The organism is Faecalibaculum rodentium, assembly GCF_001564455.1.
GTDB classification, from domain to species: Bacteria; Bacillota_I; Bacilli_A; order Erysipelotrichales; family Erysipelotrichaceae; genus Faecalibaculum; species Faecalibaculum rodentium.
Map to the genome: position 1 here is coordinate 1,372,394 of NZ_CP011391.1, position 13,821 is coordinate 1,386,214.

The 13,821-nt window shown below is 49.0% G+C and carries 21 protein-coding genes and 1 pseudogene; 5 read left to right on the plus strand and 17 right to left on the minus strand.

What is annotated here, in order from left to right; genetic code table 11:
- Window positions 1–35: 35 nt before the first annotated feature.
- Genes aalo17_RS06710 through aalo17_RS06760 form a run of 11 tightly spaced genes read right to left on the minus strand, consistent with a single transcriptional unit; the run spans window position 36 to window position 7,364 of the window.
- Window positions 36–635, minus strand: coding sequence for a major tail protein (locus tag aalo17_RS06710; protein ID WP_067557259.1), 600 nt, complete (start codon window positions 633–635; stop codon window positions 36–38).
- A gap of 15 nt (window positions 636–650) precedes the next feature.
- Window positions 651–1,037: a hypothetical protein gene (locus aalo17_RS06715; protein ID WP_145907577.1), complete on the minus strand. Its 387-nt coding sequence runs from the start codon at window positions 1,035–1,037 to the stop codon at window positions 651–653.
- A gap of 34 nt (window positions 1,038–1,071) precedes the next feature.
- Window positions 1,072–1,404 carry a hypothetical protein gene (locus tag aalo17_RS06720; protein WP_145907580.1) on the minus strand — a complete coding sequence of 111 codons (333 nt, stop codon included), beginning with the start codon at window positions 1,402–1,404 and terminating at the stop codon, window positions 1,072–1,074.
- Window positions 1,383–1,730, minus strand: a complete 348-nt coding sequence (locus tag aalo17_RS06725) for a hypothetical protein (RefSeq protein ID WP_067557265.1) — start codon at window positions 1,728–1,730, stop codon at window positions 1,383–1,385. Before aalo17_RS06725 ends, aalo17_RS06720 begins: the two co-directional genes overlap by 22 nt.
- Window positions 1,720–2,010: a phage head-tail connector protein gene (locus tag aalo17_RS06730; RefSeq protein ID WP_067557268.1), complete on the minus strand. Its 291-nt coding sequence runs from the start codon at window positions 2,008–2,010 to the stop codon at window positions 1,720–1,722. The genes aalo17_RS06725 and aalo17_RS06730 overlap by 11 nt, the downstream gene beginning before the upstream one ends.
- Window positions 2,011–2,018: 8 nt before the next feature.
- Window positions 2,019–3,248, minus strand: a complete 1,230-nt coding sequence (locus aalo17_RS06735; protein WP_067557271.1) for a phage major capsid protein — start codon at window positions 3,246–3,248, stop codon at window positions 2,019–2,021.
- A 4-nt stretch (window positions 3,249–3,252) separates the two neighbouring features.
- On the minus strand, window positions 3,253–3,828 hold the full coding sequence (locus tag aalo17_RS06740) for an HK97 family phage prohead protease (RefSeq protein ID WP_067557274.1): 576 nt from the start codon (window positions 3,826–3,828) through the stop codon (window positions 3,253–3,255).
- Window positions 3,740–4,987 carry a phage portal protein gene (locus tag aalo17_RS06745; protein ID WP_067557277.1) on the minus strand — a complete coding sequence of 416 codons (1,248 nt, stop codon included), beginning with the start codon at window positions 4,985–4,987 and terminating at the stop codon, window positions 3,740–3,742. Before aalo17_RS06745 ends, aalo17_RS06740 begins: the two co-directional genes overlap by 89 nt.
- A gap of 58 nt (window positions 4,988–5,045) precedes the next feature.
- Complete coding sequence (locus tag aalo17_RS06750; protein WP_067557280.1) at window positions 5,046–6,725, minus strand: terminase large subunit; 1,680 nt, start codon at window positions 6,723–6,725, stop codon at window positions 5,046–5,048.
- Window positions 6,706–7,062 (minus strand): P27 family phage terminase small subunit, encoded by a 357-nt coding sequence (locus aalo17_RS06755; protein WP_067557283.1) that lies wholly within the window; start codon window positions 7,060–7,062, stop codon window positions 6,706–6,708. Before aalo17_RS06755 ends, aalo17_RS06750 begins: the two co-directional genes overlap by 20 nt.
- Window positions 7,059–7,364, minus strand: coding sequence for an HNH endonuclease signature motif containing protein (locus aalo17_RS06760; RefSeq protein ID WP_067557287.1), 306 nt, complete (start codon window positions 7,362–7,364; stop codon window positions 7,059–7,061). Before aalo17_RS06760 ends, aalo17_RS06755 begins: the two co-directional genes overlap by 4 nt.
- 701 nt (window positions 7,365–8,065) lie before the next feature.
- Here aalo17_RS06760 and aalo17_RS06765 point away from each other — a divergent pair.
- The 3 genes from aalo17_RS06765 to aalo17_RS06770 are packed head-to-tail and all read left to right on the plus strand — an operon-like array spanning window position 8,066 to window position 8,596.
- Window positions 8,066–8,245, plus strand: a complete 180-nt coding sequence (locus aalo17_RS06765; RefSeq protein WP_067557290.1) for a hypothetical protein — start codon at window positions 8,066–8,068, stop codon at window positions 8,243–8,245.
- 46 nt (window positions 8,246–8,291) lie between these two features.
- Window positions 8,292–8,414 carry a hypothetical protein gene (locus aalo17_RS13165; RefSeq protein WP_255200501.1) on the plus strand — a complete coding sequence of 41 codons (123 nt, stop codon included), beginning with the start codon at window positions 8,292–8,294 and terminating at the stop codon, window positions 8,412–8,414.
- The gene (locus aalo17_RS06770; protein WP_067557297.1) at window positions 8,411–8,596 is read left to right on the plus strand and encodes a hypothetical protein; all 186 of its coding nucleotides are present in this window, start codon (window positions 8,411–8,413) and stop codon (window positions 8,594–8,596) included. Before aalo17_RS13165 ends, aalo17_RS06770 begins: the two co-directional genes overlap by 4 nt.
- A 75-nt stretch (window positions 8,597–8,671) precedes the next feature.
- On the opposite strand, the gene aalo17_RS06775 is transcribed toward aalo17_RS06770, so the two are convergent.
- Window positions 8,672–9,082 (minus strand): hypothetical protein, encoded by a 411-nt coding sequence (locus tag aalo17_RS06775; RefSeq protein ID WP_067557300.1) that lies wholly within the window; start codon window positions 9,080–9,082, stop codon window positions 8,672–8,674.
- Window positions 9,083–9,477: 395 nt separating this feature from the next.
- Here aalo17_RS06775 and aalo17_RS12810 point away from each other — a divergent pair, with 395 nt between their 5' ends.
- Both aalo17_RS12810 and aalo17_RS06780 read left to right on the plus strand, forming a co-directional pair.
- The gene (locus tag aalo17_RS12810; RefSeq protein ID WP_158507748.1) at window positions 9,478–9,645 is read left to right on the plus strand and encodes a hypothetical protein; all 168 of its coding nucleotides are present in this window, start codon (window positions 9,478–9,480) and stop codon (window positions 9,643–9,645) included.
- On the plus strand, window positions 9,635–9,817 hold the full coding sequence (locus aalo17_RS06780) for a hypothetical protein (RefSeq protein WP_067557303.1): 183 nt from the start codon (window positions 9,635–9,637) through the stop codon (window positions 9,815–9,817). The genes aalo17_RS12810 and aalo17_RS06780 overlap by 11 nt, the downstream gene beginning before the upstream one ends.
- Before the next feature lie 23 nt (window positions 9,818–9,840).
- Here aalo17_RS06780 and aalo17_RS06785 read toward each other — a convergent pair whose 3' ends face one another.
- From aalo17_RS06785 to aalo17_RS13315, 5 genes and pseudogenes are all read right to left on the minus strand, one after another.
- Window positions 9,841–10,359: a hypothetical protein gene (locus aalo17_RS06785; protein ID WP_067557306.1), complete on the minus strand. Its 519-nt coding sequence runs from the start codon at window positions 10,357–10,359 to the stop codon at window positions 9,841–9,843.
- Window positions 10,360–10,521: 162 nt separating this feature from the next.
- Window positions 10,522–10,734: a hypothetical protein gene (locus aalo17_RS06790; protein ID WP_067557309.1), complete on the minus strand. Its 213-nt coding sequence runs from the start codon at window positions 10,732–10,734 to the stop codon at window positions 10,522–10,524.
- Window positions 10,731–11,138 carry a RusA family crossover junction endodeoxyribonuclease gene (locus aalo17_RS06795; protein WP_067557311.1) on the minus strand — a complete coding sequence of 136 codons (408 nt, stop codon included), beginning with the start codon at window positions 11,136–11,138 and terminating at the stop codon, window positions 10,731–10,733. Before aalo17_RS06795 ends, aalo17_RS06790 begins: the two co-directional genes overlap by 4 nt.
- A gap of 389 nt (window positions 11,139–11,527) precedes the next feature.
- Window positions 11,528–13,561 carry an AAA family ATPase gene (locus tag aalo17_RS06800; RefSeq protein ID WP_236940456.1) on the minus strand — a complete coding sequence of 678 codons (2,034 nt, stop codon included), beginning with the start codon at window positions 13,559–13,561 and terminating at the stop codon, window positions 11,528–11,530.
- A gap of 24 nt (window positions 13,562–13,585) precedes the next feature.
- A pseudogene (locus aalo17_RS13315) lies at window positions 13,586–13,819 on the minus strand (PriCT-2 domain-containing protein); the annotation flags it as partial.
- Window positions 13,820–13,821 lie beyond the last annotated feature (2 nt).

Here is a 13,821-nt window from a genome sequence, read left to right on the forward strand (position 1 = left end):
AATACAAAAGAAGAGCCGGATCATCCGGCTCGGTTTTACGCTGCAGGGGTAGCAGGCAGCTTCACTGCTCCAAAGAATGTGTCATAAGAAGCAGCCCCCTGAGGCGCCTTTGCCTTTGTGATCTGCTTTCCATTGTGCTCAATGGGAATCGCGGTGTAGGAAATGGTGGCTGTAGTCGGTTCGATGGACTCACCTTTGGTGTTCCGCTCTTCGCTTCCGCGGGAGAATGTAACGTCATACATCACATGACGTTGGTTCTTCGCATCGCCACGGCACTGGAACAGCAGCGCTCCCTCGTTGGGCAGCAGGTCTGCGCGTTCAACCAGCAGTCCAGTGGTTTCGTCAACCTCATCCTTGAACAGCAGAGTACGGATCTGGTCAGTCATTCGAATGAATGTCAGTTCTCCGGTATATCCGTTGTTCGTGGTGGTTGTGAAATAAGCAATGTCGTCGGCATAGAATGTGTTACTTTCACCCTGCGGTTCAGCAGTCAGAGACTGAATACCTACCAGAGAAACAGGTGTTTCGTAGTTGTAGGTTACGGATCCGTCTGTTCCTACCGTTTTGGTCAGCGGTGCAAAAAAGGCCTGAGACAGGCCGTATTCGATTTTGTTTGTATCAGTTACAGTCGGCATAGTGCCCTCCTTTTCTTAAAACTTGATGTTCTTGAGGATGTTCTGCGCTACATGAGCGTCTGCGTACTCCTCGCCAGTTTTCCAGTGCTTGAAAGAGCCGGTCATAACACCCGGCTTGTTCCATAAGTGGTGCCCATTTTCCAGCAAGTGAGTGAGTGAATACTCATGTCCACTCGCATATATTTGTGCTTCACACGTTATCCCGCGGGTGTTGAACCGGTAAGTGATGGACTTTCGGTACTTCCCGCCTCTGTTCGTACTGGTGTCAGAATACCCACCGCTCTCTCTGGTGATTTTTGCCGTTTCCTTAGCTGTCTGCTTTACCCCGGCGTTTACCCCCATCCTGACCTCATTGGTCACCACGTCAAGGATCTGGCGCAAAGCGGCTCCGGCTCGTTCCATGGAAACGACGATATGATTCCCGTATCCATAACGGTCAGCCAAGCATAGCCACCTCCCATTCCTGGCAATAGACTTTTTCGGTTTTCACATACTCATCTGTGATTTTCGCAAAGCCTATTTCCAGAGATTCGAACAGTGCCTCGATGGTGTCTTCCAGCACGAAGTCTTTATGATCTGTCACCAGTCTGACGACGTACTTTTCGATTTCAATGTAACGATGGTCATCTGCGTAGTAGGACTCCCCGGGTATTTCCCCGTAGTTTCCATATGGCAGATGCTCCGGCCGGCTTTCATAACCTCCGTAGATGAACCACTGTTTTCCAAGGATGTTCTGCATCCCTTCAACTAATTGAGTTCTGCCTGCCATGTTCCTGCATCCTTTCTGAGATAAAGCTCGACGTTATCGCCTTCTACGTAAGTCCGATACACAGAGTATTCGATGCCTTCGTATTCAACACTCAACTCTCCGTCGTAATCTCCGTAGAATACGGTGATTTTCCATGCCGGCTTGATACCAGCCTGGAATGCTGCGTAGGTATCTCTCATATACAGACTGGAGACCTTGCAGAAGACCTCGTTGCGTCGGATTGTTTCACCGGTCACAACTCCGTTTTCGTCAGTTTCGACAGACTTTTTCAGCAGCACACACCCAGACTCACAGATGGTGGCCTCTCGGGTGTATTCATACGGCATCGTGGTACCTCCTGCCGTCCAGATAGGTCTGCCGCAGAGTATCGTGATACATCCGTTGCCAGATATCCTTAGGCCCGGGGTCCGAGTTGCCAAAGTATCCCTTCGTTTTCAGGATGCAAAGATGAGCGACTTTATCAACGTCCTCAAGGGAAATGGAAAGGCGGTCCAGGTCATCCAGAACCGCCTTGATATACATTTCCAGCTCGCTGTCGTACAGCGTGGAGGCCTTGATTCTCATCGCCGCTTTGACTTTCGGCAGGATGGTTTTAACCTCCATCATGAGTTACCTCATGCTCCAGTTGTGGGCTTCGCGACCTTTTTGATCTGATAAATCAGGTCAGGACGCAGCACCTTACCATCGTTGATGACCAGCGCCTTGGTGACTTCCTCGTTCTTTTCGTGGTCCATGTAACGGACAGTGGAGAACTGCATGTTGGAGTTGATGGCGTAAGCTTCACCCGGTACCCACAGAACAGCAAATACCTTGCCGGCTGCAGCGGTATCGAAGTCGGGCAGCAGCTCAGGTTCAACCAGAGTCACACCGTGGCCTTTGATGCGGGCGTCTACCCAGCCATCAACCGGGTTGACGGTCTCCGTATAGACAGGACGGTTGTTATCGTCCGCCAAAGTCATGATGTTGCCTTCAAAGGTTCCGTTGGACATGATGTACTCATAAGGCTTGTTCTTCATGCCCAGGGGCAGCTTTGCCATGATCTTTTTCTGGAAAGTCTTCCAATCCTTCATCTCGTCCTCATTGATCTCGATGGTCTTGATGCCGGTCTTAGTCAGGATGCCTTCCAGCTGCTGCTTGGTAGGGTCGCCAGTCAGGATTTCTTCATCCATGGCTTTGACATAAGCCTCGGCAATGACTTTTGCCAGTTCAGCTTCAAATGTTGGAACAGACAGCACGGTCTGCAGCAGAGTGCGAGACAGCCGGATTTCACCGATGTTGTACTTGAAGATAATAGAACCGGTGATACCGCCAGGGTTCTGCCGGTCAGAAACAGTGGTTTCAGTGATCCGTTTGAATGTGGCTTCGAAGCTTCCAATCGGGTACTCAACGCCTCCCGGCAGGTTCAGGTGCTTGACTTTTCCATACAGCCGACCGTGAATCTTTTTGACTTCCTGGATGATTTCCTGCTGAACATGATTTGGGATCAGCACTCCAAGGTTAGAAGATACACCGGCTGCATCAGCCCGCTGCAGGACACCAGCCTCCGGAGTTTTTCCAGAAATGACGTAGTCCATGAAGGCTTTGCGCTCCAGCATGTCATCGTCTTCCTTTTTCGGAGAAACGGGATTGGCAACCACTGTTCCCTCATTCAGTCGGTTAAGCAGCGCGCTGCGCTTCAGTTCCTTTTCCTCTGCTTCGGATTTCAGCTCTGCCTTGCGAGCCAGCAGCTCATCAGCTTCGGTGTTCAGAGCGTCCAGATCTGCATCATCCTTATCCATTTCGGTCTGGATCTCTGCAAGTCGGGCAATGATCTGCTCGACGCTTGCTGTTTTGATGTTTTCCATATTTTTACCTCTCTGTGTTTACTTTCAGTTTGAGTGCCAGTTTCTTCCGCTGGCGCTCGTTGTCGAATTCGTTCACCTTACGGGCAATGATCTCTGTGTGGTTGTTTGCGGGGATAGAAACCGCGGACACATCAATCAGTTTGGAGACCCGTTCAATCGTCTGCGTCTCACCATCAAAGGACGTGGCAGCCCGACATCGGATTGACATCTGTGTGATGTTTCCAGCCTGGATGTCTTCATACAGCTGTCTGGCCCGACTCGTTCTGGACAGGTCTGCCCAGATAAACAGGCCATGGTCATCCACTTCGATGCCAAGCGAACCATTGCCTGTTCGCGCATAAACGAACTGGTCATGGTCAAACTGGAAGAGAACGTCGCTCATGTCCGCCCCATCAAAAGCGTTGCGGGCGACTTCTTCATAGATCTTCCGGCCATTCCGCTCCATCAGGACATACTTGTCAAATGTTGTGGCGTACCCTTCGACATAGTAATCAGACTCGATCCTTTTCTTTGTCTCGGAGTTCACGGGCAGAAACGTCAGGCTTCGCTGCATCACTTCCTGGGTCGTTTCCTGTGTCATCGTTTTCCTCCTTTCTCTCGCTCTTTGCGGGAGTGCCTTCCTGCCGGTACTCGCCGCGGATATATCTGTGTGCTCCCTCGCCATTTGGCAGCGGTGGCAGGTTCAGGATGTCCAGGCTGGAGTCCATGGTCGCCATACCTCTGTCATAAGTTCCGAAAGCCACATCAATTCTGGATTTAATTGAGGCATACTGCAGCCGGTTGGATGCCATTTCGACGGCGTTTCCATCCATGATCTGGTTCCTGGAGAAAACGACCTTTGTCAGGACTTCACCTATCTGTATCAGGATAGGTTCGATTCTGGACTGGTAAAAGCCGTTCCATTCATCCTCCGTGTAGGCATTCTGTAGCAGCTTTTCGCCGACCCCCCAGTAGCTGTAGGCCATATTCTCCATCTGCTTGATATCGTCAGGAGACATGATGCTGGTCTCTTTTGAGACCTGGTCCATCCGGGTATAGCGGTTGTCATACAGGAAGGTGCCGGTTTTGTTCCCTTTCAGGTTCAGCCTGTTCAGTCTGTCCTGTTCTTCTTTCAGAGCCTCATCATCCAGGATAGGCGCATTCAGCTGACCGACCCACTGGACAGGCGACTCACTGGCCGCCAGTTTCTCCATGGATTTATCAATGTCCTGCTCATAAAGCGCAGCCACTTTTTTGAATGGCATATTGCTTTCTCCCATCAGCGTTGACTTGTTCTGCATCGTTCGAAGATGACCGCACAGCTCGTACTCAATGATCTGTTTCTGGCCGTCCCCGGTTTCGTACTTGAGCCACAGCTGTCCGTACACATCCACGATTTCGCAGGAGTCAGGTCTGGCAGCCCACAGGCCGGAAGTCTTGCCGAATTCATCCAGGATCGGGATAACATAGGCGTTGTTCTCTGCCAGCAGGATGGTCACCAGCTGGTAAATGAACTGACTTGCCGTCTGGTACGGGTTCGGGTATTTGCTCACGAAGTACTCCACCCGCTTATTTGGCTTTGTCAGCACAGGCGTAGCTTTGGAGCACTCTGTGGCTATCTTGTTGATGCAGGCCCTTGCCAGTGCCAACTCATAGATATCCTTGCTCAGATACTTATTGCCGGTCAGGTCTGTCTGTATCTGCCCACTCAGCATCTGCATCAGAAAGTCCGGGATGGTGATTTGTGTCCCGTATGGCATCTGTTCCCCTGGTGCGGGGTCTCTGTTCCTTCGGTGTCGGAACATGTTGGTCAGGAAGTTATTCACGTTTCTTGTTGCCCTCCAGTATCCACTTGTATTGATCGTTGTATTTCGATTTGACGGTCAGCGCATCAATGAGTGCTGCCATTCCGTCAATGTGTTTCGTTTCGCTTATCTTGAGCATCCGCATACGCTTGCCGTCCGCTTCCCGTTTGATGGCGGTGTTCCGGATATGCGACTGCAGCAGGCCGTTCGTTCCTGTCTGGATGAGCCCCTGCATGATCAAGCCTTCAAACTCGGTCAGTATCGGACTCAGGTTCGTGCCCTGATTGACGTCATCCATCAGGAACCCCTGCTGCTTCATCTCATCGACGAAGTAGGTTGAACTGTAACGGTCATATCCAATGACAAGGATGTTCAACTTGTATTCCTTGCGGAGATCCACGAACCATTTGGTTACATCTTTGTAATCCACAAATTTATCGCCGGACAGGCTCAGAAATCCATGTGATACCATCGCTGAGTAATCAACGTTGTCCCTCTCTGTCAGGTCCTTGAGCCTGCCTGCCGGTATCCAGAAGTGCGAATATACATAATTCACACCCTCGAAGTTGATGACGACGCAGGCGCTGGTCAAGTCGGTGGTCTGAGACAGGTCCACTCCTCCGACACACGCCATTCTCTGGAAATCTTCGGGCTTTATGACATCCCCCTGGGAAAGCCTGATTGCTTCCTGCGGGATCCATGCAGCTACTGTGTTCATCTTGATGTTGCAGTATTTGCAAATGAACTCATTTTTATAGCTCGGGCTTGCGTGAGCCTTTCGGATTTCTTTCTGGAGGTTCTTCTCAAAGAAAGAAACGCCAAGGTTTGGCAGCGCCTTCTTCAGCTCCTGAACGTCGTCCCATTTCTGGATGTCATCGATCATGAACAGGAAAGGCAGCAGGTTCTCTTCTTCAGAAGTCCCCAGCAGTACGGAGGTGCACCTGGGAAACAGTTCATCATACAGACCGCCGTCAATGAAGTTCGCCGTCGAACATGCCAGGTTAATTGGATCATGCCGCCCGCCCTGAGCTGACAGCATAACGTTCCACATGTCTACCGCCTTGACACCTTCCCACGCTGCAAATTCATCGAAGCAGGCAAAGTATGGGTTGAAGCCGTCTGACTTCTTGGAGTTGAAAGCCAGCGGGGAGATTTTTGTGTTGGTCTTTGCAATATAGAAATCTGAGCGTCGCTTTTTCCCCAGTTTCGAGGCTGTCTTGTTTTTGGCGATCATCAGGAGAGTCTGGTCATAGATGATGTTTGCCTGCTGCAGCTTGGGAGCGAGGTTGTACAGCTGCATACCCAGCTCAGGTTCTGTATAAGCAATGGTCATTTCCAGAGCTGCTGCGAAAGTGGATTTCCCCTGCTTTCGCCCGATGATGAGCACGATTTCCGTAAAGTGCCGGAATCCGTCTTCATCCACCAGACCGAAAATGCAGGCTACGATGTATTTCTGCCAGCTTTCCAGCAGGAACGGGCCTGATCGCCCTTCAACATAACGACACTGCGTTTCTATGAACCGGATCTTCTTCTCTGCTTTCAGTGGGTCATACAGACATTTACCTTCTGACAAGCACTTTTCCACATACTGGATATTGAGCTGCATCCACTGACCCAGAACATATTTGCCATCCGCTATGTCCTGTTTGAATTCCTGCAGATAGGTAAATTCATCAAGTGACGAAGTCGTCAAAGTCATCGCTCTCCGTATCCAGAGAGATATTCAGCTTCTTTGCATCCGTCGGGGTCAGTCCCAGGGATTTCAGGTATTTCAGTATCTGTTCACCGTACTGCAGGTTGTTGAGGTATCCGGGGTGTTTGCTGATGTTTGTGGCTCCGGCTTTGTTCGTGTAGGGGATGAACTGCGCGAAGCCGTCAGCCTCTTCCCATTGCTGCAGGTTCAAGTCTCGCATGTAATAGGTCATAGCCAGCTGTTCTATCTGCTGGTCAAACTGTGGCCGATAGATCCCCAGCTCTGTCATGTCCTTGATGATCCTTTTTTTGTAGAACTCTTTGGATTTCGCTTTCACAGTATCAGCCTCCCTTCCATGTCGAATTTCGCCTTTTCGTTGCCACTGTGCTCTTCGCCGTGGCATTTTCTGCACAGACTTTCCAGATTCTCGTCGCTGAACAAAATGTTCTGGTCATACTGGTTCTCTTCTGTGATGTGCTTCTTGTGATGCACCAGTTCCGCCGGAGTATAAAGACCTTTTGCCAGGCACCGTTCGCAAAGTGGATGCGCCTGTCGATAAGTCTTTGACTTATGCTTCCACGCCTTCGATTTATAGAATCTCAGGGCAAAATTCCGGGCGCCTCTTGTTCTCTGTCCCATGTCTGACCTACTTTCAGATAAATAAAAATCCTCCAGTCGGAGGATGAAAGGAAATCGTGAAGCAAGGCTCCTGCCTTTTTCTTCGCTTACATCATCTCATGGATTTCCCTTAGGAACTTCCTAAAATGGCCCAAGATTACATCAGATTTTCTTAAACAAACCCCCTTTGTTATAACATTTCAGCGTTTTTCCAAACTCCCCCGCACCGTTCCCCCGGAAGGTGCATCATTTCTACATATAGGGGGGTTCATTAACTTTTTATTAAAATAATTTGTGTAAACTTCGGGGGTCGACGGACTCGGTACATTAAATAACTAAATAATTGATTTACCATCGTCTTCACCGTCCGTGTCTGTCCTTTATCATTTGTTTATCATTCATCATTCTTTGATCATTCATATATCAATCAACGAATGAATATATTGTTATATCATTATTATCTATTTATTCCCTGCTCTTCTGATGATTCCACTGTCTGTCTCTGCTCCGCTCAGTCTCTAGCATCAGAACCACCGTAGACCAAAAGTAAAACCCACGACCACAAACAAGCCATGGACATATGAGCATGGTAATATGCTTTATTGTATTTTGATAAAAAAGTGAAAGTTATTTGATTTTAGCCGTTGACAGTAATCTAATGTGCATGTTAAATTGACAATGCAATCAGGGTTACATCGGAAAGCTAGAAAGGAAAACGGCTCATGAAAAGAACAGAGAAAAATAAAAAGCTCTACACTGAACTCCAACAGAATCGTGAAGAGCTTGAACAAAGAGCCTCTGAACCCAAGCCTGACAGGCTGGCTAAACTTGTAGCTTGGATTCAGCTCTCTATCTGGATAAAAGACCTGATAGAGTGGCTTGTGCATCAGATGGGCGGGTAAAGTCCCCGCCTGTCTGATATGATTATTATGACTGGAGGGCAACATCATGGCAAACACATTTCAGATAGTAATAGCGGTTATCGCTTTGATTCTTTGCATTATTGCTTGGCTGATATTGGGCATCGACTTGCTCAACGGTTTCGGGAAATCGTTTAAAATTGGCAAATGAAAACCCAAACGGACTATAACAAAGATTACCGAAAAAAAGCCGGTATCATTTCAAAATCATTCACGCTTAACAAAGCGCTGTGTGATGATTTCAAAGCTGCATGCGATGCCGCGGGCGTAGGTCAGGCGGCAACCATCAGCGCATTCATGAAAGACTTTATAGCAAAACACCCGGTCAAATGACCGGGCTTTTGTTTTCGGATTCCAGGGATCGCATCTTTAATATTTTAAGAAACTTCTCTTCCATTGTTGACACGTTCAAATCCCTTCGATCGCCTTGCGGATATGGTAGTCGATAGCTCCTCGGGAGCGGAAAAACTTTTTCTCCATTTCTTCCCACGTGCTTCGGTTGAAATACTTTTCCTTTACATAGTCCTGTTCAGGACTCGTTAAAGAGAAAACAAGTTTTTCAGTCTCTTCCAGCCGACCGTTGACGACGGAAAGCCTTTCAACAGCTTTCTGCTCTTCGGTGATGAGACTGATCAGGATCTTGTCCGTGCCTTTCGGATTCTGACTGTGCCCGGATTCTGAATCGTACTGAATAGCGGAAGGAGAGTACAGATCCCGCTTTTCCTGCTGGATGCTTTCCAGCTTCTGTTCCAGGAAAAGTTTTTCTCCTTTCAGTGCAGGGTATGCAGTGAAGTCACAAATAGCAATGATTGGGTTCATGATTACCTCCCTTTCCGCAAAACTTTCAAATCAGCAAAACTTTCTGAAAAATATAGCGGGCCGTGTCGCCCGCTATTCTTTGGGGTAGCTTTTACCCAAGTCAATTATGTAATAAAAATTAGTTCCTGCGCCTTTGAAATCCTGAAAACAGTAATAAAAATGCGCATAAAATGCAAAAAGACTCTTGCAGATATATGCGTAATCATATATACTATAGATGTAAGGAGGAGAGAACATGGAAAAAGCAATTGCCATGATTCAGGCAACGCTCGGTATCATCGAAGCTCTGGTCGGGATTTCAGCGATACTGATGTGGATTGCTGACCACAGAAGGGATTAACTCCCTCTCTGTGGGTCTCTCCTTACACTCTCATTTTAATCGGAGGTGAACGAAAATGAAAACCATGAGTCTGATTTTATCTGTTGTCCTCGTCATTGCAGCATTCATCACCAACACAACAGCTGAAAGTCCGCTTCTTCGGGCATCGTCCTTCTTCCTTGGAATCACTGCTGCATTTGCTGCAACGTCCAAACTTATCACCGGTATCAAAAATGGTGGCTGAAGCTCAGAAGAAGGCAACGGCCAAATACAAAGCCAGGTCCATCGTCCAGAAGAAACTGGATTTCAACAAGACCACAGATGCCGATATCCTCAAGTGGCTGGAGGGAAAAACCTTCAGTACTTACATCAAGCAGCTTATCAGAGCAGACATTCAGAAAAACCCGGGCAAATAGCTCGGGTTTTATTTCCGCTGTCGTCAACTTTCAAGTGAACGAGCCCGGTTTTCTAAAATAGCTTCATTATAGAGAATAGTCAACAAGATTATTGATTGCTTATAGCAACGGAGAAGAGAAACCATGAGAATAAAAACATACAGGCTACTGGATATTTCTTTTGAAATAGTTATGATTCGAGGTCCCATAAACTCTGAAACAAAACGACCTGCACCGCCAATCCATAAATAATAGACTATTGACATCGCCAAAAGGATAAACATCCCACGTACCGTTTTAAGCAGATTGTTCCGCAATACCATCAATTGTGACAAGTTTTTGTAAATCGGATGATCGGCGGAAACCATTTTTCGGGTAGTGTATCGTCCATAAAGGTTGCAAATCGCAGTCACAATAAACCCAAACAATACAGAGATAACTGTCATAGTCACCCCCACAAATCCCTCGTTTAGAGTGAAATGTATGTTCAAGCAATTCAATAAGCACAGAACAGCAATTAAAACGATAATGCAAGCGCTTTTCATCCACTTTTGTTTAACCATTTTTTTATTTCCCTTTGTAATTTTTTCATATCACTTTTCCCATCCTGGCCAGTATCAGAGTGCAAAGTTCTTGTGTCTGTAATGTATTGCATATCGAAAATTCTAGACATCCCAGATTCGTCTTTTCCTGTGATTTTTAGCTTTTCAAGCGCATTTTCTTCCTCAAAAACTGCTTTTCCTTTTTCTCCCTTTCTGTCCCTGCTTTACTCCGTTCCAGTCCACTGCGGTTTCACACACTTTACAGGATACCTCTGAGAAGCCCACAGAGCCCCCACAAACGCCGCAATGATAAATTCTGATATATTCCTTGCCGATGAGCTTATCGACCAGAGCGTGGCTTATTTTCGGCCGTACAGCCTGCACTTTTTCAGTCATCTTCCATTTCCTTCCGGTTTCGTCGCGACAATCGAGATATGCGGATCCACATCCCAATACTTGCTAGCGGACTCTTCGACGACCTGGGCATCGTCCCACCAGAATCCGCAGGCAGTCATGCAGTCCTTCAAGGTTTTCATCAGGTTGTCTGTATCCGGTTTTGTGATCTTCCATAAACCGCTTTTTTTCTCACTTTTTGTTCCGTAGGCGAATGCCACAGACAGAGCCACGGGCCCATTCCATGGCGCTGACGGTGCGTAAGGCTTCAGGGCTTCCATCAGTCGGCTTTCCACTTCCCGCAGCCCTGCGTCCTTGTACGTCCGTCCCTGGCCGATATGTGTACCACTCTGATGAGTCTTCCGGTAAGGCTCTCCTGGGATCATGATCCTGATCATGTCACTCATGCTCGTGCCTCCTGCGGCTCAACGTTTTCGCTTTTTAAGCAGATTATTACACTTCTCATTTCGCTTTTTCTCCTGTCATTTTGCACATAGACGGTGACGGTCAAGGAACAGCCCGCGTCAGGTTTCCGGCTCCCATGGGCCGAAACTGACTAGGGCGCTAGACCGAGCCGTCAGGCGAGATGGTCAGTTATCTGACTATATATAAGGGAAATTGACCACCAAAATTGACCACCTGACGTAGTGGTCAGTTTCCGGGAAATTGACCAGTTGACCACCGCCTTGGTGGTCAGTTTTTTCTGATTCGGAAATTGACCACCTGCCTAGTGGTCAGAAAAGTGGTCAATATGCGGGATTTTGACCAGTTGACCACCTATCAAGTGGTCAGGTGGTCAATCTTCGCTGACCACCGGCTGACCACCAGCTGTCTGGTCCTGATTTTCCAGCTCATCAAGGTAAAGGATCGTGCCGTTTTCCAGCCGTACCAGGTCGGCCTGACGCTCCACCCAGAGCTTTACGGTATTGCGGGCACATCCGAATTTCACCTTGATATCGTTGACCTTGACGGTCTTTCCTTCGTCCCTCTGCTGGTCATACCACTCTCGCTTTTTATCTGCCCGACGTTTCACTTTTTCTTCCTTCTTCTTGTTCATAGCTGCGATGTCGTTATCTCCTTCCAGAAAAGTATTTGCCAGCACACCCGTAGGGTCTGCGACATGCTTCGGGAACTGGAAAAACACATCGGTGTCATCGGGGCTGGCGAATTCCCGCAGCGTCATACTGATGCGATAAGCCGGGCAGTCCCCCAGTTTCTGGGCCTCTGAGAGCGTTCTTTCAAACTCTTCCTTCCTGTCCGGGAACAGCTCAAAATGCTGCCTGATAAGCTCCTGCTTGGCTATACGGTCTGCCAGATCCTGCGGATGTATCTTCTGCAGGTTGTCCCATTGTCCGGTCTCGTGCAGCTTGTCGTCATAGACTTTCTCAGCCAGTCTGGCTTTGATCTCTTCCCGGTCTGCATCTGTGATATCCAGCCTGGTCATGTCAATGATGGCGTCCGGATCCCGAGCAAAGACACCGGAACCGCTGGCCCTGTCTATGGCATTTTTACTGGCTTGTGAGCCTTTGCTGTGATGGTGACAATAAGCGACGGCGCACTCCCCGGACAGGGAAATCCTGTCGAAGAGATTGCAGAACTTTCCCATATCAGAGGCGTTGTTTTCGTCTCCTGTGATGACTTTGTAAATCGGGTCAACGATGACCAGAGAGTAACCCCGGTTCCGTATCCTTGCTTCCAGCTTGGGCGCGAAGCTGTCCAGCGCCTCAGCCTTCCCACGCAGGTTCAGGATCCGGAAATTGTTCGGGTGCTCCACTTTCCAGCCGTGAGCGTCATACACATCCTTGATGCGCTGCATGAAGCTGCGGCTGTCGATTTCGAGGTTGATGTACAGGACCTTTCCCTGCTCCACCTGGTACCCCATCCAGTCCTTCCCTTCGGCCATGGCGACAGCCAGAGAAGTAAGCGCATAACTTTTACCAGCCTTGGACGGGCCGGAAATGAGCATCTTGTGCCCCTTTCTGAGCACTCCATGGATGAGCTCCGGAGCCAGTGGTGGAAGGTTGTCGCAGACATCCGCAAAACTTTCTATCTCCAGCTCCTTGGCGTCTTCCTTTGCCTGTGCCAGCTTTCGGAACTCGTCAAACTTCATTGGCTTTGCTGTCTCCAGCAGAGTCTGTTTCTGAGTCCCCCGGTCAACGCCGGGCAGCCGGCTCATCCGACTGGGGTTCTTGTTCTGCGTGTCTACAGGCAGTCCGTTGGCTGTGCAGTAACCGAACAGCCATGAAACTTTCTCCTTGTAGTCCGTCAGGCTCTGCCCGTCCACCTTGACGATGGCGTGCACGCTTTTACCGCCCGAGTAGACCAGCGCCCGGTAAGGCAGTCCCAGTTCCCTGATGAGCCTGATCTGTTCTTCCGGCGTGTAACTGTCGCACTCGATAAGAGCGTTCTCGAACCTGGTGACGTTCTTGTCACTGATACCCTTCTGCCCTTCGGACAGAGTCCCGGAGATGGGGTTTACTCTGACCCAAACGCCAGCTTCGTGATTGTAGGCACCGAAGGTATCTTCGAACCAATCCTGACTGTCAGCACTCTTTCTGAGACTGTCACAGTACTCTTCCACTGTGATGGTCATCAGCCCGGTGCCGATAGGTTTCCGCTTACCTTCTTCATCCACAAAGCTGCTGGTGATGACATTGATATGATCATCTGGCTGAAATACGGCTTCCAGATAATCTACGATCTGGAACACATCTTTCCGGCTTTTGTCTGGTCTTGGAGGTCTGATGGTCTTCTGGACAGGCTCCACACCATCACTGGTGATCTCGTCGCCCCAGTCCATGAAGCCGTCAGAAGCCGGGAACGGGTCCATACCCAGATTCCGGGCCATCTGTGTCAAAGTCGCCCCGGTCACAGTCCCAGAACCGCTGTTCTTGAAACTGTCCCAGACCTTCCGAGTCACTTCTGAGCCTCGGTACTGGTTCGGCCTAGAGTCCCCTGCACTCCAGCGGTCAAACATCTCAAAGGGACAGCCTTCCTGCTTCAGGGCCATGCCTACCTGCACCCATTGGTTCCTGTCTGTGACAGACGGTGGGATACAGTCCAAAATCTTCTGATAATCAAATTCCATAG